The 23,188-nt window shown below is 74.0% G+C and carries 17 protein-coding genes; 4 read left to right on the top strand and 13 right to left on the bottom strand.

What is annotated here, in order from left to right; translation table 11 throughout:
- The first annotated feature begins 48 nt into the window (after positions 1 to 48).
- Positions 49 to 3,834 (top strand): translocation/assembly module TamB domain-containing protein, encoded by a 3,786-nt coding sequence (locus tag E5N76_RS12140; RefSeq protein ID WP_149537566.1) that lies wholly within the window; start codon positions 49 to 51, stop codon positions 3,832 to 3,834.
- A gap of 263 nt (positions 3,835 to 4,097) precedes the next feature.
- Here E5N76_RS12140 and E5N76_RS31015 read toward each other — a convergent pair whose 3' ends face one another.
- The gene (locus E5N76_RS31015; protein WP_187830129.1) at positions 4,098 to 5,552 is read right to left on the bottom strand and encodes an energy transducer TonB; all 1,455 of its coding nucleotides are present in this window, start codon (positions 5,550 to 5,552) and stop codon (positions 4,098 to 4,100) included.
- Between the two features lie 138 nt (positions 5,553 to 5,690).
- Positions 5,691 to 5,972, bottom strand: a complete 282-nt coding sequence (locus tag E5N76_RS12125; protein WP_149537563.1) for a DUF6489 family protein — start codon at positions 5,970 to 5,972, stop codon at positions 5,691 to 5,693.
- A gap of 175 nt (positions 5,973 to 6,147) precedes the next feature.
- Between E5N76_RS12125 and E5N76_RS12120 the strand changes: the two genes are divergently transcribed.
- The 3 genes from E5N76_RS12120 (at position 6,148) to E5N76_RS12110 (ending at position 10,625) form a co-directional block, all read left to right on the top strand.
- Positions 6,148 to 7,209, top strand: a complete 1,062-nt coding sequence (locus E5N76_RS12120) for an LLM class flavin-dependent oxidoreductase (protein WP_149537562.1) — start codon at positions 6,148 to 6,150, stop codon at positions 7,207 to 7,209.
- A 315-nt stretch (positions 7,210 to 7,524) separates the two neighbouring features.
- Positions 7,525 to 8,934, top strand: a complete 1,410-nt coding sequence (locus E5N76_RS12115; protein WP_149537561.1) for a CoA transferase — start codon at positions 7,525 to 7,527, stop codon at positions 8,932 to 8,934.
- A 509-nt stretch (positions 8,935 to 9,443) separates the two neighbouring features.
- Positions 9,444 to 10,625 (top strand): fatty acid desaturase, encoded by a 1,182-nt coding sequence (locus E5N76_RS12110; RefSeq protein WP_149537560.1) that lies wholly within the window; start codon positions 9,444 to 9,446, stop codon positions 10,623 to 10,625.
- A 277-nt stretch (positions 10,626 to 10,902) separates the two neighbouring features.
- Here E5N76_RS12110 and E5N76_RS12105 read toward each other — a convergent pair whose 3' ends face one another.
- The 11 genes from E5N76_RS12105 to fabZ all read right to left on the bottom strand — a co-directional run bounded on the left by E5N76_RS12105 (position 10,903) and on the right by fabZ (position 23,188).
- Entirely contained in the window at positions 10,903 to 12,261 is a 1,359-nt protein-coding gene (locus E5N76_RS12105) for a sensor histidine kinase (protein ID WP_149537559.1), read from the bottom strand.
- Positions 12,258 to 13,460 (bottom strand): FIST signal transduction protein, encoded by a 1,203-nt coding sequence (locus tag E5N76_RS12100; protein WP_149537558.1) that lies wholly within the window; start codon positions 13,458 to 13,460, stop codon positions 12,258 to 12,260. Before E5N76_RS12100 ends, E5N76_RS12105 begins: the two co-directional genes overlap by 4 nt.
- Positions 13,457 to 15,133 (bottom strand): hybrid sensor histidine kinase/response regulator, encoded by a 1,677-nt coding sequence (locus E5N76_RS12095; RefSeq protein WP_149537557.1) that lies wholly within the window; start codon positions 15,131 to 15,133, stop codon positions 13,457 to 13,459. Before E5N76_RS12095 ends, E5N76_RS12100 begins: the two co-directional genes overlap by 4 nt.
- A 132-nt stretch (positions 15,134 to 15,265) precedes the next feature.
- Complete coding sequence (locus E5N76_RS12090) at positions 15,266 to 16,447, bottom strand: acyl-CoA dehydrogenase family protein (protein ID WP_149537556.1); 1,182 nt, start codon at positions 16,445 to 16,447, stop codon at positions 15,266 to 15,268.
- Between the two features lie 206 nt (positions 16,448 to 16,653).
- Complete coding sequence (locus E5N76_RS12085; protein ID WP_187830128.1) at positions 16,654 to 17,547, bottom strand: NAD(P)-dependent oxidoreductase; 894 nt, start codon at positions 17,545 to 17,547, stop codon at positions 16,654 to 16,656.
- Positions 17,548 to 17,898: 351 nt separating this feature from the next.
- Complete coding sequence (locus E5N76_RS12080; RefSeq protein ID WP_149537554.1) at positions 17,899 to 18,780, bottom strand: DUF697 domain-containing protein; 882 nt, start codon at positions 18,778 to 18,780, stop codon at positions 17,899 to 17,901.
- 46 nt (positions 18,781 to 18,826) lie between these two features.
- On the bottom strand, positions 18,827 to 20,221 hold the full coding sequence (locus tag E5N76_RS12075; protein WP_149537553.1) for a YcjX family protein: 1,395 nt from the start codon (positions 20,219 to 20,221) through the stop codon (positions 18,827 to 18,829).
- Positions 20,222 to 20,440: 219 nt separating this feature from the next.
- Positions 20,441 to 20,830 carry a lactoylglutathione lyase gene (gene gloA, locus E5N76_RS12070; protein WP_149537552.1) on the bottom strand — a complete coding sequence of 130 codons (390 nt, stop codon included), beginning with the start codon at positions 20,828 to 20,830 and terminating at the stop codon, positions 20,441 to 20,443.
- The gene (locus E5N76_RS12065; protein ID WP_149537551.1) at positions 20,827 to 21,666 is read right to left on the bottom strand and encodes an LpxI family protein; all 840 of its coding nucleotides are present in this window, start codon (positions 21,664 to 21,666) and stop codon (positions 20,827 to 20,829) included. The genes gloA and E5N76_RS12065 overlap by 4 nt, the downstream gene beginning before the upstream one ends.
- 192 nt (positions 21,667 to 21,858) lie before the next feature.
- Complete coding sequence (gene lpxA, locus E5N76_RS12060) at positions 21,859 to 22,701, bottom strand: acyl-ACP--UDP-N-acetylglucosamine O-acyltransferase (protein ID WP_149537550.1); 843 nt, start codon at positions 22,699 to 22,701, stop codon at positions 21,859 to 21,861.
- Between the two features lie 4 nt (positions 22,702 to 22,705).
- A complete protein-coding gene (fabZ, locus tag E5N76_RS12055) occupies positions 22,706 to 23,188 on the bottom strand; it encodes a 3-hydroxyacyl-ACP dehydratase FabZ (RefSeq protein WP_149537549.1) in 483 nt (160 codons plus the stop codon).

Genomic DNA, 23,188 nt, shown 5'->3' with positions numbered 1-23,188 from the left:
GGGGCTGCCATGCGCCCCCGATGAGGCGAAGGGAACAGGATGCGGGTCGTGCGCTGGCTGCTCTTCGGGCTGGTGCTGCTGGTGGCGCTGCCGGTGGTGGCGGTGGTCGGGGCGCTGGTCTGGGCGAATACCGAGCCGGGGCGGAACACCCTGGCGCGGCTCGCCCAGGACCAGGTGCCGGGGCTGCGGATCGAGGGGCTGCGCGGGCCGCTGCCCGGCCACCCCGCCGTCGCGCGGCTGACCATGTCGGACGACCAGGGCCCATGGCTGGAGCTGGAAGAGGCGCGGATCGACCTCGACCTCGGCGCCCTGCTGCAGCGGACCTTCCGCATCCGCACCATCGCCGCCCAGCGCATCGCCCTGCACCGCCTGCCGCCTGCCGCGCCCGGCCCGGCGCCGGAGCCCACCCCGCCCGGCGAGACCGTGCTGCCGCAACTCCCCAGCCTGCCCGTGGATGTGGCGCTGGACCGGCTGGCGATCGACGTGCTGGAGCTGGGCCAGCCGGTGCTGGGCCAGGCCGCCAGCTTCGCGCTGGAAGGCGAGGCGGGCCTCGCCGCCGGCGATCTCCGCGCCCGGCTCGATCTCCGCCGGCTGGACCGGGAGGGCGGCGTGGCCGTCGCCCTTGGCCTGACCCCGGCGGAGGACCGGCTGAACGCCAGGATCACCGCGAGGGAGGCGCCGGGCGGTCTGGTCGCCACCCTGGCCGGCCTCGGCGACCGGCCGCTCTCCGTTGACCTGACGCTGGAAGGCCCGGCCTCCGGCGCGGCGCTGCGGCTGGACGGTAATATGGGCGAGGGCCTGACCCTGGCCGCCGAGGGCATGGTCCGCGCCGCCCCGGACGGCGCCCTGGGCGCCACCCTTTCCGGCGAAGCCAGCGCCCCCGCCATGCTGCCGCCCGAGGCGGCGCCGCTCGCCACCCCCCTCGCCTTCCGCCTGGATGCCGACCTCGCCGCCGATCAGCGCCTGGCGCTGCGCGCCCTGGAATTGCGCGCCCCCGCCGGCCAGCTCAGCCTGACCGGCACCGCCAACCTGGCGAATGAGGCGCTGGATTTGCGCGCCACCCTCGATGTCGCCGAATCGCAGCGCTTCGCTGGCCTGCTGCCGCCCGGCCCCGCCTGGCAGGGGCTGCGGGCGGAGGCCGCCATCGCCGGCACCATCGGCGCCCCCAGCCTCGACCTCACCGCGACGCCGTCCGGCCTCGCCACCGGCCAGGCGCCGGCGGATGCGGTGCTGGGCCCCACCCCCCGCCTCACCCTGAAGGCCAGCATGCCGGGGCCGCGCCTCGACCTCGCCGTGGAAGGCGCCGAGGGCCGCCTCGCCGCCAATGGCAGCCTGGCCGAGCCCATCGCCCTGACGGCGACCGCCGAGCTGCCCCGCCTCGCCGTGCTCGGCGCCGGCTCCGAGGGCGCGCTGACGGCGCGGGTGGAGGCCAGCGGCAAGCTGGCCGATCCGGATCTGGTGGTTTCTGCGCAATCCGGCCGCATCGCCATGGCCGGCCATGTGCTGGAGGCGCTGGAGCTGGCCGCCCGCATCGCCACCCCCGCCTCCGCCCCGCAAGGCACCGCCGACCTCAACGGCAGGCTGGACGGGCTGCCCCTGGCGGTGACCTTCCGCGGCCAGCCGGACGGCACACTGGTGCGGGTGGAGCAGGCCAGTGCCCGGCTCGGCCCCGCCACCCTGGCGGCGCAGGGCGTTCTGGACCCCGCCGGCCCCCTCTTCACCGGCGAGGCGAAGCTGGACGCCGCCGACCTCGCCCCGCTCGGCCGCCTCGCCGGCCAGCCCGCCCTGGGCGGCCGCCTGACGCTGGAGACCAGGCTCGCCCCGCGCGACGGCCAGCAGGGCTTCGACGCAAGGCTGGACGCCCCCCGCCTCGCCTGGGGCGAGAATGCCGGCGTGCTGCGCGCCACCCTGGCCGGCACCCCCGCCGCCATGCAGTGGAGCATCGACGGCAACGGGCCGGGGCTGGGGCTGAATGGCAAGGGCGGCCTCGCGCAGGAGAATGGCGGCTGGCGCCTCGACCTCGCCGCGCTGGAGGCGCGCGGCCCGGGCGAGACGCTGCGCCTCGCCGCCCCCAGCCAGGTCCGGCTGGGCGCGGATGGCAGCGCCGCCATCTCCCCCCTCGCCCTGATGCTGGGCAGCGGCGGAAGGCTGCGCGCCGAGGGGCGCTGGGGGCCGGAGCGGGCGGATATCACCGCCAACCTCGCCGGCCTGCCCCTCAGCCTCGCCGCGCCCTATGCGCCGGGGGTGGAGCCGCGCGGCACCATCTCCGGCGACCTCCGCGTCACCGGCCCGGTGGCGGCGCCGGAGGCCCGGGTGACCCTCACCGGCACCGGCCTCGGCGCCGGCGCTGCCTGGGCCCGCGGCCTGCCCACCGCGGAGCTGCGGGTGGAGGGCACGCTGAAGGGCGAGGCGGCGGAGGGCCGGGCGGAGCTTGCCGCCGGCCGGGCCGGCAGCCTGACCGCGACCGCCAGGCTGCCGCGCGGCTTCGCCCCCGCCTCGCCGCTCGAGGCGGCGCTGAACGGGCGACTGGACCTGGCCCCCCTCGCCCAGCCCTTCCTCGCCGCCGGGGCGGACAGGGTGAGTGGCAGGCTGGATCTGGCGCTGCGGGCAGAGGGCAGCCTCGGCACCCCCCGCCTCGGCGGCCGCGCCACCCTCTCCGGCGGGGATTACCGCAACCCCGTGACCGGGGTGCGGCTGCGCGACATCGCCGGGACCATCACCGGGGAGGGCACGCGGCTGGTGGTGGAGAACCTCACCGCCCGCACCGCCGGCCAGGGGCGGATCACCCTGGCGGGCAATGTCGATGTCGGCGCCGAGGGCTTCCCGACCGATCTCACCATCACCGCGCGGGACGCGCAGCCGGTCACCTCCGACCTCGGCACCGGCAGCTTTGATGCCGATCTCAAGGTGCTGGGCCCGGTGCTGGGCGGCGGCCGGGTGCAGGGCGAGGTGCGGGTGCGGGGGGCGGAATTGCGCGTGCCGACCAGCCTGCCCGCCAGCCTGCCGGTGCTGGACAATGTCCGCCAGGTGGGCCGCACCCCGCCCGGCGTGCCGCAGCCGCCGCGCCCCCCGGCCAGAGCCGCCGCGGCCCCGCCCGCCGCGCCGCCGGCGCCGCCTGCGCCGCCCTTGGCGCTGGATGTCACGGTGAAGGCGCCGCAGGGCATCTTCGTCCGCGGCCGCGGCATCGATGTGGAGCTGGGGGGCGAGGTGAAGGTGGGCGGCACGGTGGCGGCGCCGGTGCCCTCCGGCGGGCTCAACCTCCGCCGCGGCACGCTGGACATCCTCGCCCGGCAGATGACCTTCAAGCGGGGGAACATCGCCTTCGCCTCGGGCAACCTCAATCCGCAGCTCGATCTGGCGGCGGAGGCGCAGGCGCGCGACACCACCATCACCGTCACGGTGAAGGGCACGCCGGCGGCGCCGGAGATCGACTTCACCTCCTCCCCGGAGCTGCCGCGGGATGAGGCGCTGGCGCGGCTGCTGTTCGACCGGCCGACCAGCAACCTCTCGCCCTTCGAGCTGGCTCAGATCGCCCAGGCGGTGGCGCAGCTCACCGGCGTTGGGGGCGGCACGAGCCCGCTGGACAAGGTGCGGGGGGCGCTGGGGCTGGACCGGCTGGGCGTCTCCGGCGGCGAGGGCGGCACGGCGCCGCAGGTGGAGGCCGGGCGCTATGTGGCGCCGGGGGTGTTCCTCGGGGTGCGGCAGGGGACGCAGGGCGGGCAGACCGGCGTCGGGGTACAGGTGGAGATCACGCCGCGGCTGAAGCTGGAGGGCCAGACCGCCACGGGACCGGCGGGAGACCGGGTGGGGCTGACCTATGAGCTGGAATACTGAGGGGGAATGAAGGCGGGCTCCGCCCCCAGAGCCCCCGCCAGGGGCGCTGCCCCCCGGACCCCGCCGGCTGGGGTTGCCGGCACTGCCGGCAACGCTTCCCCCCGGACCCCGCCGTAAGTCGGCAGTTTCAACCTGCGAAGCATAAACTCCCGCCGGGGTCGGAGGCATAGCCCCCAATCTTCTCCTTGTCTCCTGCGCGCCTGGAGACGGAGCCCCTGCCGGGGCTGGCGGCACCGCCGCCAACGGGCAACGCTCCGCACCCCTCAATCCGTCAGGATGTATCGCACCGTCAGGTTCACCGTGACGCCGTTGGGGTCCGCCCCGGCCCCGGGCGGGAAGGCCGGCAGCCTGGCCCCGCGGAAGGTGCCCAGCGTCCCGGCATCCAGCCAGACCGAGCCGGAGGGGCGGACCAGCGTTGCCCCCAGCACCCGGCCATCCGGCGCCACCTTCAACTCCACCCGGTTCACCCCCTGCTGCCCCACCACCGCGGCGCTTTCCGGGTAGCGCAGATTCTGGTCCAGCCAGCGGCGGAAGGCGTTGCGCCAATCCGGCCCCACCTGGGCGCCGCGCACCTCCGTCTCCGGCGAGAGGGAGAAGCGCCCCTGGGAGGGCAGGCTGCCCAGATCCAGGTCCAGCCGCCGGCGGCTTTGCGGCTGGGTCTGCGGCGCCGGGCGCGGCGGCCGCAGCAGGGCCAGGGCTTCCGGCATGTAGCGCAGTGGCGGCAGGCGCTGCTGCGGCGTGGCCTGGGGCGCCGGCTGCGGCGGCGCGGCCGGCCTTTGCGGCGACGGCGCGGGGGGCGGCGGAGGCGGCGGCGGCAGGGCGGCCACCGCATCCTCCTGCGGCGGGGCCGGCGGCGGTGGCGGGGCGGCCAGTTGCGGCGGCGGCTCCGGCCGGGTTTCCGGCGGGGGCGGCTCGGGTGGGGGCGGCAGGGGCGGGGGCGGGGCGGGCGGCGCCTCCGCCCGCCGGGGCGGCGCCGGCGGCAGCGGGGGCGGCGGCGGCGCCAGCTCCGGCTCGGGCGGGGTCTCGGGCGCGGTCACGCTGGGCGGGGGCGGCGGGGCGGAGGGCGCCTCGCCCCCTTCCGGCTCGGCCGGCCGGCCCTGCTCGCCGGATTCGAAATACATGGCATAGGCCGGGGGTGGCAGCGGCTCCGGCGGCTTCTCCTTCCACCAGGGGGCGATCACCGCCAGCAGGGCCAGCCCCAGATGCAGCAGCGCCGAGGCCAGCAGCGCCCAGCGCAGCCGCCGCGCCGCCCGCCGCCGGTCCCGCCGCCCGCCGGAGGGTGGCCGGCCGAAGGGGGCCCCGCCGCCCAGGCGCGGGCCGGCTGGGCGTACCGGGTTCGACTGCGGGCTTTCCTGCTTCGCCTCAGTCCGCCCTGGTGCGTCGAGGGGCGCGCCGGCGCGGTAGGTGCTTTCCGGGTTCGGCCCCTCCAGCGGGGCCGGGACCGGGGGCACCCCAGCGGGCGGCGCGCCCGCCGCAGCCCCGCCCAGCGGCGGCGGGTCCCGGCGCGCCCCGCCCCGCCGCGCGCCTTTTCCGCCTGGCCCGGCCAGGCCGGTCGCGTCCGGACGCGACCCGCCGGGCTGCACACCATCCGGCGTCGCTCCACCCGGCCCCGGCGCATCCTGGCGCATCCCGCCCAGCCGCACGCCTTCCGGTCCCTGCCCGTCCAGCGGGGCCGGGTCCGGCGGCGCCGCACCGGGCTGCGCAGCCTCCGGAACCATTCCTTGCACCCCTGGCGCATCCCGGCGCACGCCGCCCAGGCGCCAACCCTCCGGCGGCGCCCCGGCCGGGGACCCCGTCAGCGGGCGCTCCGGCGCCCGCTCGCGTCGCTCCGCCCGCTTCTCCGCCACGCCGCCCGGTCAGCCCGGCTCGTCGCGCGGCGCGCCAGGCTTGGGGCCGGGGCCAGCGCCGCCGAAGAAGCGGAACATCCCCGCCATGGCGTCGCGCATCTGCTCCGGCGTCTGCGGCACCAGCGGCATCCAGGCGCGCAGCAACGCCTCCGGCGCCGCCGCCGAGACGGCATCCAGCATCTGCGCCTGCAGCTTCGCCATCACTGCCTCCTGCATCGGCCGCAGATCCGGCAGGCCGAGGAAGGTGCGGGCTTCCTCCGGCGAGCAGTCGATCTCGATGTTGATCTTCATGCGCCAAGGTATGGCGTGGGCAGGGCGGCGGCGCCAGCTTGGCAACAGGCCCGTTACCTTTGGTGGGATTTCTCCGCGCCGGCAACCCCTGCCGGGCGCATAAACCCTACCCTAACCGCTTGCCGCACCGCGCCAAGCCATTACCCTCCGCGCCACGCCCCTGCGGAGATGCGCGATGCTGCGGTTCAGCAATTTCCTCTTCCCCGAGGCGACGACGCCCGAGGACGATGCCCGGATCATCGCCGAAAGCCTGGAGGAGGCGAAGCTCTGCGACGAGCTGGGGGTGGAGGTGCTGTGGCTGGCTGAGCACCATTTCGACGGCAATTGCGCCTATGTGGACCCCACCACCTTCGCCGCCGCGGTGCTGGCCGCGACCAGGCGCATCAAGCTGGGTTTCGCCGTGGCGCAGGTCTCGCTGCACCACCCGGTGCGGCTCGCCGAGCAGATGGCGCTGCTGGACAATCTCGGCAAAGGCCGGCTGATCGTCGGGCTGGGGCGCGGCACGGCCTACAATGTGTACGAATACCAGGGCTTCGGCATCGACTGGCAGGACGCCCAGGCGCGCTACGAGGAGGCGGAGGAGATCATGCTCCGCGCCTGGACCAGCGAAACCGGCCTGACCCACAAGGGCAAGTTCTGGGATCTGCACATGCCGCGGCTGCGGCCGCTCTGCTACAGCAAGCCGCATCCGGCGGTGCTGCGCGCCTCCTCCTCCGAGGAGGGCGCGCTGCACTTGGCGCGGCGCGGCCTGCCCTTCATGATGAACGTGCAGTCGCTGGAAGCGACCCGCACGCGCCTCGCCCGCTACCGCGAGGAACTCGCCGCCTCCGGCCATGACGAGGCGGTGATCGCGCGCTGCATGGCGGAAAGCTGGGTGTGGCGGAACGTGGTGGTGGCGGAGACGGATGCCGAGGCGGAGCGCGTCGCCATCCCGGCCTTCGAGGCCATGCAGGCGCATCGCCGCGTAATGCGCGAGAAGGTCTATGCCGAGCAGGGCATCCGCATGGTGCAGGAGGTGGTGCCGCCGGCGCGGGTGCAGGTGGAGCACGCGCTGATCTACGGCTCCCCGGCCACCGTCGCGGCGCGGATGGCGGAGATCGACCGCACCGGCGTCGGCGGCGTGATCTGCGCCTTCCGGCTGGGGCCGATGCCGGATGCGGTGGCGCGGGAGTCGATCCGCCTGTTCATGACGCGGGTGGCGCCGGAATTCCAGCCGAGGCGGGCGGCGGCGGAGTGAGGCTGGGGGCTCGCCCGTTGGCGGCAGTTCACCCAAACCCCACAGCAGGGGCTCTGCCCCTGCACCCCGCCGGGGCCAGGACCTGGCCCCGGACCCCGGTCTGAATTTCAGACCCGACGATTGAACCTGCCGACTCACACCGGGGTCCGGGGGGTGGTCCACCCCCCGGCGGGGGTGCAGGGGGCAGCGCCCCCTGCTGCGCGGCGCTGCGCCAATGGGACTTCGTTCTCGGGCCACCGGCTTTTGTTTCAGCGGGCAGGACACTAGGCAAGCCGCACCGTCGCCGGCAGGCTGCGTGTTCCGGAGGGACCAGCCATGCCCGACCCCACCCCGCACGCCATCCTCGCCGCGCTCTGGGAATTGGCCGGGCTGCCGCCCGACCGCCTCGGCCCGCTGGATCTGCCGGGCAAGGAGCCCGCCCTCCCCTCCTCCTTCCGCGTCGGCGCCGCGGCCCAGGCCAGCATCGGCGCCGTCACCGCCGCCGTGGCCTCGCTGCACGGGGCGCGCGGCGGCGCCCCCCAGGCTGCCCGGGTGGAGATGCGGGAGGCAGCGCTGGAATTCCTCAGCGAGCGCTATATGCGCCACAATGGCGCCCCGGCCGGGGCGGGCTGGGACTCCATCGCCGGCACCTACCGCTGCGGCGACGGGCGTTTCGTGCGCCTGCATACGAACTTCCCGCATCACCGCGCCGGCGTCGTGAAGCTGCTGGACGGCGCCGCGACCAAGGAGGCGGTGACCGCCGCCCTGCAAGGCTGGCAGGCCTATGATTTCGAGCAGGCGGCGGCGGATGCCGGGCTCTGCGTCACCGCCATGCGCAGCTTCGCGGAATGGGACGCCCACCCCCAGGGCCAGGCGGTCGCCACCCTGCCGCCGCTGCGCATCGAGAGGATCGGCGACGCCCCGCCGCGCCCGCTGCCGCCCCTGGCGGAGCGGCCCTTGGCCGGGCTGCGGGTGCTGGACCTCACCCGCGTCATCGCCGGCCCGGTCTGCGGCCGGACGCTCGCGGCGCATGGCGCCGACGTGCTGCATATCAGCGCCGCCCATCTGCCGAGCTTCGACGAGCTGGTGCTGGATACCGGCCGCGGCAAGCGCACCGCCTCCATCGACCTGCGCGAGCCGGCGGGGCAGGAGACGCTGCGCGGCCTCGCCCGCCAGGCCGATGTCTTCCTGCAGGGCTACCGGCCCGGCGCCATCGCCGGCCATGGCTTCGGCCCCGAGGCGCTGGCGGCGCTGAATCCCGGCATCGTCTGCACCTCCCTCTCCGCCTATGGCGAGGTCGGCCCCTGGGGTGGGCGACGCGGCTTCGATTCCCTGGTGCAGACGGCGACCGGCTTCAACCATGCGGAAGCGGTGGCGGCCGGCGCGGATCCCGCGGATGCCGCGCCGCAACCCCTGCCCTGCCAGGCGCTGGACCATGCCTCCGGCTATCTGCTGGCCTTCGGCACGCTGGCGGCGCTGCTGCGCCGGGCTGAGGAGGGCGGGAGCTGGCTGGTCCGGGTTTCCCTGGTCGGCACCGGCATGTGGCTGCGCCGGCTGGGAAGGCTGCCGGACGGCTTCGCCGTGAAAGCGCCGGAGATGGCGGAGCTGGCCCCCTTCCTCGAAGCCAGCGAGGGCGGGTTCGGCCGGGTGGAGGCGCTGCGCCACAGCGGCAGGCTGGCCGCGACGCCGCCCTTCTGGGCCCTGCCACCCGCCCCGCTCGGCAGCCACCCCCCGCGCTGGCCATAGGGGATAGGCGTGACCGCCCGGCGGGCGGTCGCCGGAAAGCGGGGGCCGCCCCCCCGGCAAGCCGGCTCCGGGACGGCGCCTGGTCCGGGTCTGCCGCGCGGGCGGGCGCGCGGCATCCCAGGGGCGGAATCGGGCCGGGCGCGCACTCACGCAGCCGGGACGTCAAATCCTGAGCAGTTCGCTCCGCGCCGGCGGAAATTGCACCGAGGGCGAGATCGCCGGGGGATACACAAGCAATGGTTGAATTTCGATCAAGTGAATCACCCTGAGGTACTATTGCCATTCCCTTGCCGGCGGGATGGCGTGCAATTCCTGGGATGAATCCGTCGCTTCTAGCCAAGATCCCCAGTTATGCCCGATTCGCAAGGACAATCGTTACTGGGAAAGTGAAACGTCTTGAGAGAGCCGCCAAGCGGATGAGCCACTGACGCACACGCGAGGCGGTTTCGTTGCTACTCCTTGCCTACCGCCGGCCATACCCCGCCGGCCGGGGAGCAAGGAGAAGATGTATGACCCTGCTGAGCGACATTTCGCTGAGCTCGATGCCGCTGGCCTCGCTGCGCCTGCCCGATGACCCGAGATCCCGTATGGCGGCCACGCTGCCGCGCTGGATACAGCCCTTCCTCACCTGGCTGACCGCCAAGCCCGCCCCGGGCGAGGTGGCGCCATCACGCTCCGCCACGGGCTTCGTCGCCCGCGCCCTGCTCTGGGTGCTGGGCGGCACGGCCCTTTCCTATGCCGCGCTGCTCGGCGGCTCGGCCTGGCTCTGGCTGCTGGTGCCGTTCGGGCTGCTGGCGACGAGCTGCGGCCTCGGCCTGTTCCAGGTGGTGGTGTTCCACCACTGCTCGCATGGCACGGTGTTCCGGACGCGGGAGACGAACCGGCGGGTCGGCCGGCTGATTTCCGCCCTGCTGCTGTTCAAGCGCTTCGAGGACTACCAGCGCGAGCACATGATGCATCACAGCCCGCGCAAGCTGCTGACCGAGGAGGATGAGTTCGCCGATTTCGTCCTCGGCATGTGCGGCCTGGAGCCCAACCTGCCGAAGCGCGAATTGTGGCGCCGGGTGCTGACCAATTGCGCCTCCCCGGTCTTCCACTGGCAATTCGCGCGGCGGCGGGTGAAGGCCAGCCTGCTGACCGGCGACCGGGCGCATGACTGGACCGGCCGGCTGGCCTGGGGGGCTGCCATCGCCGCCGCCGCGGCCACCGGCACGCTGGCGGAATTCGTCATCGCCTGGGTGCTGCCGGTCACCGTGCTGCTGCAGATCGCGACCGTCGGCCGCATCCTCTGCGAGCATCGCTTCCCGGAGGCGGAGGTGATGGCGGTGCGCGACCGCACCTTCGTCTGCCACTCGACGGTCGGCGTCTTCCCCGGCAGCGCCCCGCCGGCGGTGGCGGCCAATACGCCGGCCGGGCTGCTGGCCTGGACGGCGTGGTGGGCGGATATGCTGACGGTGCAGCTCTTCGTCCGCCTCTTCGTCCTGGTGGGCGATGCGCCCTGCCATGATTTCCACCACCGCAAGCCGGCGACGCGGAAATGGGCGGATTACATCCATGCCCGCCAGGCGGATCTGGAGGCCGGCTCGCCGGGCTTCCCGCTCGGCTATTTCGAGAGCTGGGGGCTGTTCCGCGCCATCGACCAGAATCTCGGGACGCTGGCGGCGACGGCGCCGGAAAGCATCGGGCGATGACCAGGCCGGGGCGGTGGCGGGGCCGCCCCATTCCCGCGCGGGGCGGCGATCGACGCGAAGGCCGGGAAGGCCCGCGATCGCGGCCCGGCGCCGTGGCGGCCCGGCCGCCGGATCCGGAGGCGCCGGACGATCCCCGGCTTCGTCCCGGCTTCGGGGGCGGGGGGCCGGCCCGCGCCCTGGCATGATGCCGTCGCCGCCGCTCCCGCAGCGCGCGCCAAGCCATCGCCCGGTCGGGCGCTGCACGCCGTCGGCCGATGCCGCCGCAAGCGGCCGCGCCTCAGCCGATCGTCAGCCGCACCCGCTCGGCCGGCAGGCGGATGCCGACCGTGGTGCCCTCCTCGGGCACGCTTTCGATGCAGAGCGTCCCGCCATGCGCCTCGGTCAGCGCCTTGGCGATGGGCAGGCCGAGCCCGGCGCCGCCGAAGCTCCGCGCATGATGTCCCTCGATCTGCTGGAAGGGTTCCAGCGCGCGGGGGATGTCCTCCGGCCGCATGCCGATGCCGCGGTCGCGCACCGAGAGCAGGGCGCCCTCCCCGGCCAGGGTCGCGCCGATCGTCACCCGGCCATGGGTGCGGGAGAATTTCACCGCATTGCCCAGCAGGTTCTGCACCACCTGGCAGAAGCGCAGCGGGTCCACCAGGAATTCCAGCCCTGGCACGGCGGTGCCGATCTCGATGGCCACGTCGCGCCGCTGCGCCGCGCCGGCGACCATGTGCACGGCCTCGGCCAGCAGCCGCTCCGCCGGCAGCCATTCGGCGGCCAGCGCCGGCACCGCATTCTCGATGCTCGAATAATCCAGGATGCCGTCGATCAGCCCGAGGAGCTGCTTCCCGGCGCCGAGGATCTGCTGCGCGTAATCGTCGCGGCTCGCCTCGGTGAGCTGGTAGGGGGAGCGCGGCGCCAGCATTTCCGAATAGCCGATGATGGCGTTGAGCGGCGTGCGCAGCTCATGCGTCAGCGTGGCGAGGAAGCGGGCGCGGGCCTGGCTGGCGCGCTCCGCCGCGGTCTTCGCCGCGCGCAGCTCCACCTCCGCGCGCTTGCGCAGCAGCACGTCGATATAGACGGAGAGCGCACCCTCGATCAGCTCCTGGTCGCCCGCCTCGAAGGGCCGGCTGACATTGCTCTCCGACTGGTTGCCGATGATGAGGGCATGGCCGGTCGGCCGGTCATAGGCCCAGAGGACATAGGGCAGGCGGAGGATCGCCGTCAGCTCATAGGCCGGCGGCTCGATCGGGGTGCGGGAGGTGGTGAAGAAGAAGGACGGCGGCGCGGGCAGGACCAGCCGCGGCAGCGCATCGGTCAGGTGCGGGCCGATGGCATGCGTCACCCGGAACGTCCCGTCCCCCGCGGCGGGGTCGGAGGCGAGCAGCGCGGCGCCGTCGCAGAGCACGTTCTCCACGATCATCTCGAGGATCGGCGCGCCGATCTCCTCCGGCGCCAGGTCGCCATCCGCCAGGCGGTAGGCCTCGCGGATCAGCCGCGCCACGGTGCGGCTGCGCCGCGCCTCGCGGAAGGCCTGGCTCTGCTCCTCCTGCAGCCGCAGCAGGCGGGCGCCAAGATCGTTGCATTCCCGCCGGTAATAGGCGAGTTCGCGCTCCAACACCCCGGGCGTGCTTTGCGACAAGGCTGCGCTCATGCCGCGGCGGGCCGCAGCACGGTGAGCACCCCGGTCCAGTCGAGCGGCTTGGAAGGGCCGCCGGCAAAAGGCGCCACCTCGACCCCGGAATAGAAGCCGAGGAAGGGGGTTCCCGCATCCAGACCTCGCGCCACCAGCTCAGCCTCCTCCACCGGTGCCCCGCTGCGCGCGCTGCCGCGCCCGGCACAGTCGATATAAAGGCCAAGGAGATTGGCGCTACCAGCTACGGTAGAATTGATCGCCGCGACACCCCGCCGCACGGATTCCAGCATGAGCGAATTATCGCGACTCATGATCTGCACCTGAGTGCCGAGCGCGAAATCCGGCTCGAACAGCGTCACGGCGCCGGTTTCCGGGGCAGCGCGCAGGATCAGCCGGTTGACATAGGCATTCTCGTCATAGGGCGCGAAGGGGTCGCCCTGCTTCTGGCCGAGCGTCGCCATCAGCGATAATTCATGGCCTTTCGCGCCGCCGAGCGGCAGGCCCAGCATGCGCTCGATGACGGCGAGGGCCGGCTTGCCGTCCAGCTCATAGACATCGGCGCCCTCGATCCGGGTGATCTCCATGAAGGTGGAGACCGGGCGGCAGCCATGCATGATGACGGTCTCCGCCGCGATGCCGGGCGGGAAGACCAGGGCGACGGCGGCGTGCTTCACCACCTCCGCCCCGTCATAGACCCAGCCGCCGGTGAGGTTCATGTCGGTCAGCAGCCCGCCGCCCAGCAGGTGCAGCGGCGCGTCGCCGAAGCCGGCATGGAAGCCGTCCACGATGGAGCTCGCATGGTGCAGGCGGAGCGGCGTGCTGCTCGCCACGCTGTCGAACAGCAGCAGCACCACCGCGTCGCGGCTGACCTGGCTGCGCACCTCGTCGCCCAGCGCGGCGCCCGCCACGCGCTCATCCGGCAGCAGCAGGCGGGTGATCAGCGCCCGCGGCGTCACCGCCTCGTCGCGGAAGGCGATGAGGCCGAGTTCGAAGCCGCTATAGCCGAAGCCCTGCCGGGCGATGGCGCCGGCGGCGGAGCCGCCATAGATCGGCACCTCGCCGCATTCCCGGCGCAGCGCCGCCAGCACCGCATGCGGGTCCAGCTTGCCGCCGACGAAGGCGAGCAGCAGCCGCGCCGGCGCCGGCCCCAGCGCGGCGACGCAGCGCTTCACAGCGGTGGCGGGGTCCGAATGCTTCGCATAGCCCACGCCGATCATGCCGCCCCCTCTGCTGCCTCGGCCGGCGGCGGCGCGACCAGGCGCACCAGGCAATCCGCCAATTCGGCCGGGGAGACCGGCTTGCGCAGCAGGGCGAAGCCGCCGCGCGTGGCCTGGGGGGCGATCTCCGCCACCTTGCCGGTGCCGGTCAGCAGCACGGCGCCGAGGCCGGGGCGCAGCACCCGCGTCGCCTCGATCAGCGCGATGCCGTCCATGCCCGGCATGACCAGGTCGGTCACCAGCACGTCGCAGCGCTCCCCTGCCTCGAGGGCCGCCAGGGCCTGGCCGGCATCCTCGGCAAGGCGCACCTCATAGCCCTCATGCCGCAGGCATTCCGCCAGGTAGCGGCGCATCAGCGGCTCGTCCTCGACGATCAGCGCATGGCCGCGGATCGGCGGCGGCGCCGGCTCCTCCAGCGCATTGGCGCGCGGCAGCCAGAGGGTGACGGTGGTGCCGAGGCCGGGCGCGCTGTCCAGCCGCATGGCGCCGCCGGCCTGGGCGATGAAGCCATCCGCCATGGAGAGGCCGAGGCCGGTCCCCTTCTCCCGCGGCTTGGTGGTGAAGAAGGGCTCGATGGCGCGGGCCAGGGTCGGCTCGTCCATGCCGATGCCGGTATCGGCGACCCAGAGCCGGACATAGTCGCCTTGCGGCAAATCAGTGCCGGGCGGCGCTTCCCCCGGCGGCTCCTCCGCCGCGCCCAGGGTGACGCTGCCGCCATCCGGCATGGCGTCCCGCGCATTCACTGCAAGGTTGATGAGCGTGGTCTCGAGCTGCGCCTGGTCGGTGCGCAGCGGCGGCAGGTTGGGCGGCACATCCACCAGCACGCGGATGCCGGGGCCGAGCGCATTGGCCAGCACGGCGCGGAGATTGAGCAGCAGCCCGGCCGGGTCGAGGTCGCCGGCATGCATCTCCTCCCGCCGCGCAAAGGCGAGCAGGCGGCGGGAGATGGCGGTGCCGCGCTCCGCCGCCTCCCTGACGCTCGCCAGCAACCGGCGGGGCTCGCCATCGAAGGTGACGAGGGCGGCGCCATGGCGCTTTTCCAGCAGGGAAAGCCCGGCGAGCACGGCGGCGGAGGCGTTGTTGAAATCATGCGCCACGCCGCCGGCGAGCTGGCCGAGGGCTTCCAGCTTCTGGGTGTGGCGCAGCCGGTCCTGCGCCGCGGCGCGGGCCGCGGCCTCGGCGGCGAGCTGGGCGGTGCGGTCGGCGATGCGGCGTTCCAGCGTCTCGGTCAGGTCGCGCAGCGCCGCCTCGGCCTCCTTCGCCTCGGTGACGTCCACGCTGCAGCCGACATAGCCCAGCAGCGCCCCGTCCGCGCCGATCTGCGCCGCCGCCTCGCAGCGATGCCAGCGCCGCAGCCCCGCCGGGCCCTGCACCCGCACCTCGGCGCGGAAGCCGCCGCGGCGGGCCCTGGCCTCGGCGAAGCCGGCCTCGAAGCGCGGCAGATCCTCGGGCGAGAGCACATGCGGCCAGCCGCCGGCCCGCAGCACCTCGGCGATCGGGCCGAAGGCATCCTCGAAGCGGCGATTCACATAGACCAGCCGGCCGAGCTCATCCGTCACCCAGATCAGGGCAGGCACGTCATCGGCGACGTCATAGGGGATGCTGCGCACGGCGTGTTCCGGTTCGAGCAGCGGCGGGGTCTCCTCCAGCGTTGGATGTTCCTCCTTCGGCATGGGTGCGGACCCGGTTATGGTTGTGACCGTACAGGTTGCCGCACGGCAGACCGCTGCATGGCAGACCCCGGCCAGCGTTCACGATTGGCATTCTACGCATAAATGTCTGGCCTACCAAGTCGGTTGCCCGGGTCACAGGAAATCCTGGGTGGCCTCGCCCAGCAGGATCCGCGCGGCAGCGGCGAAATGCGCCCGCCGCGCCTGGATCTGCTGGGAGACGGTGTGCATGTCCCGGAAGCGCCGCTCCAGCGGGCTGCCCGGGCGGATGGCGTCCACCCCGGCGGCATGGTGCGCCCAATCCGCCGCCGCGACCGCCGCCTGCATCGCCTGGATGCAGCCGAGGCGGAGCCGGGCGCGGTCCGGGATGCCGAAGGCGCCCTCGGCCGGCGCCGCCGCCACCATCTCCCGCAATATCTCCAGCAGCCAGGCGCGGGCAGCGGAAAGCCCCGCCTCGGCCCGGCCGAACCCGTCCTGCACCAGCGGGTCGGTCGCCATCAGCGCCTGGCCGCGCGGCGTCTTGCCCCGGGCCAGGGCGGCGAAGCCGTCCAGCATGGCGCGGGCGATGCCGAGCGCGACGCCCGCCGCGCCGACGCCGTAGAGCCCCTGCTGGGTGAAGGCGTAGAGCGGGCCCTTCTCCCGCCGCGCCTCCGGCATCTCCCGCGTCGCGCTGAAGGCCTCCGGCACGAAGAGCGCCTCGACCCGGTAGCCCTCCGAGGCGGTGCCGCGCAGCCCGATGGCGTCCCAGTCGCCGAGCAGCTCCGCCCTGGCGGCGGGGAAGAGCAAGGTGCGGATGGCAGGCCTGCCGTGCTGGTTGCGGCGGAGGCTGCCATCCGCCTCCCGCACCGGGCAGTGCACGCCCATCCAGGTGGCCAGCCGGCTGCCGCTGGCGAAGGCGAATTGGCCGGAGACGCGGTAGCCGCCCGGCACCGCCTCCGCCACCGTGCCATTGGGCGGGCCCCAGGCCACCAGGCTGTCCGGCGGGCCGAAAATGGCGGCGGCCTCCGCCGGGCCGAGATGCGCGGCGATCAGCGCCGCGCTGTTGGCGACGAAGGTGCACCAGCCGAGGGAGGCGTCATGCCGGGCCAGCTCCTGGATGGCGAGGAGGTAGGCGGCGGGATGCACCTCATCGCCGCCCACGGAGCGGGGCAGGAGCATGCGGGAGAGCCGGGCGGCGTGCAGGGCGGCGGCCAGGTCGGGCGGGATGCTGCGGCTGGCCTCGATGGCATCGGCCGCGGCATCGACCGCCGGGCCGAGGGCCCGGGCGGCGGCGAGCGGATCAGGCGAGGCAGGGAGATCCATGAGGGTCCCTTCCATGGCTGCGGAGGCCGAGTGTCCCGCCCTTTTGCGTGCGGGGGAAGCATATTGCGAAGAATGCAGTCATCCGCGGGCGGGGTTGGGGGCTTCGTCCCTTGACGGCAGCGCCGCCCCCCCCCGCGAGCAGGGGCTCTGCCCCTGCACCCCGCCGGGGCCAGGACCTGGCCCCGGACCCCGGTCCGGGTCTGCGGGTTCAGCCTGCCGGCCTACTTCGGCAGGCGGACCTCGCGGCCCATGACACGCTCATAGACCTTCAGGCTCGTCGAGCTGTCCTCGCCGCCCAAGCCCAGGCCGCGCGCCATGCGCATCAGGTTCAGCACCTGGGGCGCGATCATTCCCGGCACGCCATGCTCGGTCGCCAGCTCCACCGCCAGGGACAGGTCCTTGTAGGCGAGGTCGAGGTGGAAGCTCGCCTCGAATTTCCCCGCCAGGGCGCGGTGCTCCAGCCCACGGATCGCCGCGCTGTCGCCCGAGCCGTTGGTGATGATCTCGAACAGCTTGCGCAGGTCGATCCCGGCCATGGCGCCCATCGTCATGGCCTCCATCGCCGCCGCGGCGTTGCAGAAGGCCAGCATGTTGTTGAGCAGCTTGGCGACCGAGGCGGTGCCGATCGGCCCGACATGCACCACGACGCTGGAGAAGGCCGCGAGCAGGCCGCGATTGGCCTCGAAGACGCTCTCCTCGCCGCCGGCCATGACCACGATGGTGCCGGCGGTGGCGCGCGGCACGCCGCCGGTCACCGGGCTGTCCAGCATGGCGATGCCCTTCTTCGCCAGCTCCGCCGACAGCCGCTTCACCACGGCCGGGGAGTTGGTGCTGAGGTCGATATAGGTGGTGCCGGGCCGGGCATGCTGGGCGATGCCGCCCTCCCCCAGCACCACCGCCTCGACATGCTTCGGCATCGGCAGGGAGGTGAAGATCACGTCGCATTCGGCGGCGAGCTGCGCCAGGCTCTCGGCCTTGGTGCCGCCCACGGCGACGCAGGCGGCGACGGCCTCGGGGTTCAAATCGTGCACCACCACCTGGTGGTTCACGCCCTTGATCAGGTTGCGGCACATCGGGCCGCCCATGTTCCCAAGGCCGATATAGCCGATCTTCATGGCGCTTCCTCCGCCCCCTGGCTTGGGGGATGCCGCCATGATGTCCGTTGCGTGGCGGGTGTCCAGCCCACCCCAGGCCGCAGACCCGCGATATGAAGCTTCCTTCATGCCCGGCGCCCGAAAGGGCGGCGCGGCATGCCGGACCCGGCGCCGCGGACCGCCGGGCGGCCAACCCTCGCACCACGCCAGGGCCGGGGACGGAGAGGCCGGGCAGGGCAAGGGCGGCAAGTTCTGGCAGGCCGGGCGGATCGTGCCCGTCCCGGCTGCCGAAGGCGACGTCATCGGCGCTGCCCGGGGGGCCTAACCGGCCTGGGCGCGGCATGCCGGCGCAACCCGGCACCATGACCGCGCCTATCGCGGCGGCAGGATCCGGCAGGCCTCCGCCGCCACCCGCGCCAGGCGCAGCATGCGCCGCGCCGCCACCGCCCCGGCCGCCGCCTCGCCGGCGAATTGCTCCAGCAGGCGGTTGGAGAGCAGGGCGCGGGCGGCGGCATCCACCGCGATATCCGTGGCGGCGACCGTCGCGGCATCCGCCAGCACCCGCCGCAGCAGGGCCAGCGTGCCGGCGAGGCCGGGGCGCAACCCGTGCAGCGCCGCCACCTGCCGCACCAGCCGCACCCCGCGCCAGGCGAAGACCAGCGCATCCAGCCCCGGCGAGGGGCTGATCGCCGTCACCGCAAAGCCCTGCACCGCCGCCGCCCGGCCGAGCGCGGCGGCGCGGGATTCCAGCACCGGCAGCGGCCCGGCCTCCAGCAGGGCGCGCAGCTCCGCGACGGAGCCGGCCTGGCGCAGGGCGGGCTGCAGCGGCGCCGCCTCCGCCACGCTGCCGGCCCAGCGCAGCGCCTCGGCCCGGGCGGTCGGCAGGTCGCCGCGGGCGAAGGCGGCGCGGGCACGGTCCACGGCGCGGATGGCGGCCAGCCCCCGCAGCTCCGCCCCGAGGCCGGAGAGCAGCAGGCCGAAGCCGCCCACCGCCACGGCCAGCGTCGCCCAGCCCTGCACCGGGCCCCGGGCGAATTGGTCCACCACGTAATTCGCCGCCTCCAGCGCGCCGAGGCCGAGGCCGAGCAGCCCCAGCCCCGCCACCGCCCGGGCCGGGCCGGAGAGCCGCGCGGGCGGCGGGGCGGCGACCGGCACCACCGCCTGTTCCCAGCCGAAATCGAGGCGCGGCGCGGGGCCGGGCGCATCCTCCTCCAGGATGATGCGGGGGCCGCGCGGGGGCTCGGCATCGCTCATTGGGGCACCTTCCGGGATGGAAGCCGCCTGCCGGCAGGCGGTTGCCTCACAGCAGGTCTCCGATCAGGGCGGCCAGCAGCGTGTCCAGCCCGAGATGCGGGATGCCGGCGGCGCCCCGCGGGTCCAGCCGCGGCGGCTGGAATTCCGGCATCTGGAAGAAGCCGTGGGCCCAGAATTCCGGCTCGGGCGGGCGCAGCGGGATCTCGCCGGGATAGACCAGGGCACGCTTGCCGCCGGGCAGCACGCCGCGCACCGCCGCGACGGGGCGGCCTTCCAGCGTCGTCACCGCATCCTCCGTGCAGCGGATGCTGGCCAGGGTGTGGATGCTGGTGGCAAGGCCGACCGCCCCGGCCCGCGCCTCCGGCCCCGCCACCAGATGGCCGAGCAGCGCGGCCAGCGCGTCCCGCTGGCGGGCGGGGACGTGGTCCGCCTTGGTGGCGACGAAGGCGACGCGGCCGGGGCCGCCGCCCAGCAGCCTTTCCAGCCAGCCCCCACCTTGGCGCAGCGCGGCGGCGATGGCGGCGATCGCCTCGGCGATGTCGGCGAAGGCGGCGGGGCCGGCATGCAGGGCCCCGAGCACGTCCACCAGCACCGCCTGGCGGTCGAAGCGGCGGAAGAAGGGGGTGAAGAATTCGTCCCGCTGGGCCGCGCGGTAGGCGGCATGGCGGCGGGCGAGCAGCGCCGGCAGGGCGCCGCCGATGCCGGGCGGCAGGGGGAAGAACCAGAGCAGCGGCGCCTCCCCGCGCGGCCCCGGGTTGAGCACCCGGCCCGGCTGCAGGAAGCGGAAGCCGAGGCGGTCCCGGCAGGCCAGCAGCGCGGCGCGGTAGAGGGCATGGCCGCGGCGGACCAGCCCCTCCTCCTCCGGCGCCTGAGGCGGCAGGCTTTCGAGAAAAGCCAGGAATTCGGCCACGGCGGGTTCGGGGCTGCCGCGGCGGAGGCGGGCCAGGGCGGCGGCGGACCAGGGGGCGTAGTCCTGCTCCAGCATCGGCAGGTCCAGCAGCCACTCGCCGGGGTAGTCGAGCAATTCCAGCGTCAGGCTGCGCGAGCCGAGCAGCCCGGCGAAGAGCCCTTCCCGCTCCAGCTCCAGGGTGATGGCAAGGGTGGAGAGGTCGCCGGTGCGGGCTGGCCAGGCGGGCGGGTCAGCGGCCAGGGCCGCGAGGTGGGCATCGAGGTCGAAGCGCGGCAGGCCCTCGATGCCGGCCGGTTCCGGCCGCACCGCGCGCAGCCTGCCGCCGGCGGCCTGGTCCAGCGCCGGCAGGGTGCGCCGCCCGCGCCCGGCGGCGAGCAAATTCGCCAGCAGCGCGGTGAGGAAAACGGTCTTCCCCGCCCGCGTCAGCCCGGTGACCGCCAGGCGGAGGCGCGGCTGGCCGAGGACGCGGCGGCCGAGGCGCTCGGCGCTGTCGGCGGCGTTGCGGATCAGGTCGAAGGGGTCAGGCAGCATCGGGGTGAATTTGGCGGCGCTCGCCCATCGAACGCATGCGTTCGATCCCCGCCAGGGGCTGCCGGCACTGCCGGCAGCCACCTCCCCGGACCCCGGTGTGAGTCTGCAGGTTCGACCGTCGGGTCCAAGACTCAGACCGGGGTCCGGGGCCAGGTCCTGGCCCCGGCGGGGTCCAGGGGCGGAGCCCCTGGTCGGGGCCCGGGGGCGAAGCCCCCATCCTCAGCGCTGGATCAGCTCGATCTTGTACCCGTCCGGGTCCTCGACGAAGGCGATGATGGTCGTGCCGAATTTCACCGGCCCGGCCTCCCGCGTCACCTTCCCGCCGCCCTTGCGCACCGCCTCGCAAGCCGCCGCCACATCCGGCACGCCGACCGCGAGATGCCCGAAGGCATTGCCCTGCTCGTATTTCTCCACCCCGTAATTGTAGGTCAGCTCGATCTCGCCCTGGCCTTCCTCATTGCCCGTGCCGTAGCCGAGGAAGGCCAGGGTGTACTTGCCGTCCGGCACGTCGCGCCGGCGCAGCTCCTTCATCCCCAGCAGCTCGGTGTAGAATTTCACGCTGCGGTCCAGGTTGCCGACCCGGATCATGGTGTGCAGGAATTTGCTCATGGCGTCGTCTCCTTGAACGCGTCGGGGTCGATGGCCAGCAGGAAGAGCCCGGCCGCATCCGCCGCCGCCAGGGTGGCGGCGCGGTCGACCAGGATGCTGCCGCCGGCCTCGATGGCGATGCCGGCCAGCCCCGCCGCCTGCGCCCCCGCAATGGTGGACGGCCCGATGGTGGGCAGGTCCAGGCGGCGATCCTGCCCGGGCTTGAGCAGCTTGACCAGCACGCCGCCGGGGCCCTCCCGGCGGAGCCCGGCGCAGCGGGCGAGAAGGGCGTCGGTGCCCTCGATGGCCTCGACGCCGAGGACCAGGCCCTGCTGCACCACGGCGCCCTGGCCGACATCCACGGCGCCGAGGGCGCGGACCACGGCGATGCCGCGGGCGATGTCGGCGCGGGCCTGGGCGTCCGGCGCCAGGGCGCCGAGCTGGCCGGCGGCGGGGATGAGGTCGGCCATCACCGCATGGGCGGGCACGACCTCGAAGCCCTCGGCCTCCAGCGCGCGAGCGACGGCGCGGAGCAACCCGTCATCCCCCTGGAAGTAGGCGCGGCCGATGCGGGCCAGCAGCCGGGCGCCGGCGGCATCCGGGCGCAGCGACAGCAAAGAGGGGCGCTGAAGGCCGCCACTCAGCACGAGCTGGCGGATGCCGCGGGCGCGGAAGGCGGCAAGGATGGCGCCGGCGGCGCCGAGACGCTCGCGGGTATGGGGAATGTCGGCCCAGGCAGCGGGGTCGGCGAAGCCGTCCAGCAGCGCCGCGAAAACCGGGCGGCCGGCGGCCTGGGCGGCGCGGGCCACGCGCAGCGGAACCTCGCCGCTGCCGGCGACGATGCCGAGAGGCGTCATCGCAGTGTTGAGGAAGGGCTCTGCCCTTCCTCAACGTTGGACGCAGTGCGTCCAACCCCGCAAAGGGCCGAAGGGCCCTTGGAACCCTTGAGTCCGGGCGCGACGGTCGAGACGCCAAACTCATGGCTTCCAAAGGCCCTTCGGCCTTTGGTGGGGAGAGCTCGAGAGGGGCAAAGCCCCTCTCGCCCCCCCTCACTGTCCCTCGCCATTCTCCTCATCCACCCCGCCCAGCTCCGGCGCCGCCATGCGGCCGGGCCGCACGAGCTGCCGCCGCCGCGTCGGGTCACGGACGAAGGCGATGATCTCCTGCACCAGCGCCTCGTCGGGCCAGCGTTCCGCCGCCTGCTGCAGCCTGGCGGCGAACTCCCCCGGATCCTTGAACAGCAGGTTGTTCGCCAGCCGCAGCGTGCGGAGCTGCTCGCGCGAGGCGCCGCGCCGCAGCAGCCCCACCTTGTTGAATCCCACCAGCCGCGCCGGCAGGCCGAAGACATAGCCGAAGGGCGGAATGTCGTTGGTCACGCCAGCAAGGCCGGAGACCATGGCCAGCCGGCCGATCCGCACCGTCTGGTGCACTGCCGCGCCACCGCCGATGAAGGCGCCGTCCCCCACCTGCACATGCCCGCCCAGCATGACGTTGTTGGCGAGGATGACCCCATCCCCCAGCAGGCAATCATGCGCCACATGCGCCTGCGCCATCAGCATGCAGCCGCCGCCGACGCGCGTCACGCCGCCGCCGCCGACCGAGGCGCGGTGGACCGTCACCCCCTCCCGGATCAGGCATTTCGGCCCGATCTCGCAGCGGGTCTTCTCCCCCTTGTACTTCAGATCCTGCGGCGGCGTGCCGAGGGAGGCGAAGGGCAGCGCCCTGGTCCCGGCGCCGATCCGCGTCGCCCCCTCGACGACGACATGGGAGACGAGTTCGACCCCATCCTCCAGCACCGCCTCCGGGCCGATGGTACAGAAGGGGCCGATGGCGACATCGGCGCCGATGGTCGCGCCGGGAGCGACGACGGCGCTCGGATGGATGGTGGTCACGCGGTCAGCGATCCAGGATCATCGCGGCGTAATTCGCTTCCGCCACCACCTTGCCGTCCACCTTCGCCTCGGCCTGGAATTTCCAGATATTGCCGCGCTGGCGCTCCTTGACCACGTGGACGCGCATCTGGTCGCCCGGCACCACGGGCTTGCGGAATTTCGCGTTCTCCACGGTCATGAAATAGACCAGCTTGCCGCGCGCCTCCGGCCCCAGCGTCTCCACCACCAGCACCGCCGCGGTCTGTGCCATGCTCTCGATGATCAGGACGCCCGGCATGACCGGATGTTCCGGGAAATGGCCCTGGAAGTAATTCTCGTTGATGGTGACGTTCTTGATGCCCACGGCGGAGACGTTCTTCACCACCTCCACCACGCGGTCCACCATCAGCATGGGGTAGCGGTGGGGGATGGCGCGCATGATCTGCGCGATGTCGAAGGCCTCCACCGCCTCGGAGGTGGCGGCCCCCGCCGCCGTCTCTGCGTCCAT

Source organism: Siccirubricoccus phaeus, assembly GCF_008360935.1.
Taxonomy (GTDB): domain Bacteria; phylum Pseudomonadota; class Alphaproteobacteria; order Acetobacterales; family Acetobacteraceae; genus Siccirubricoccus; species Siccirubricoccus phaeus.
This window is presented reverse-complemented; position numbering and strand designations above follow the sequence as displayed.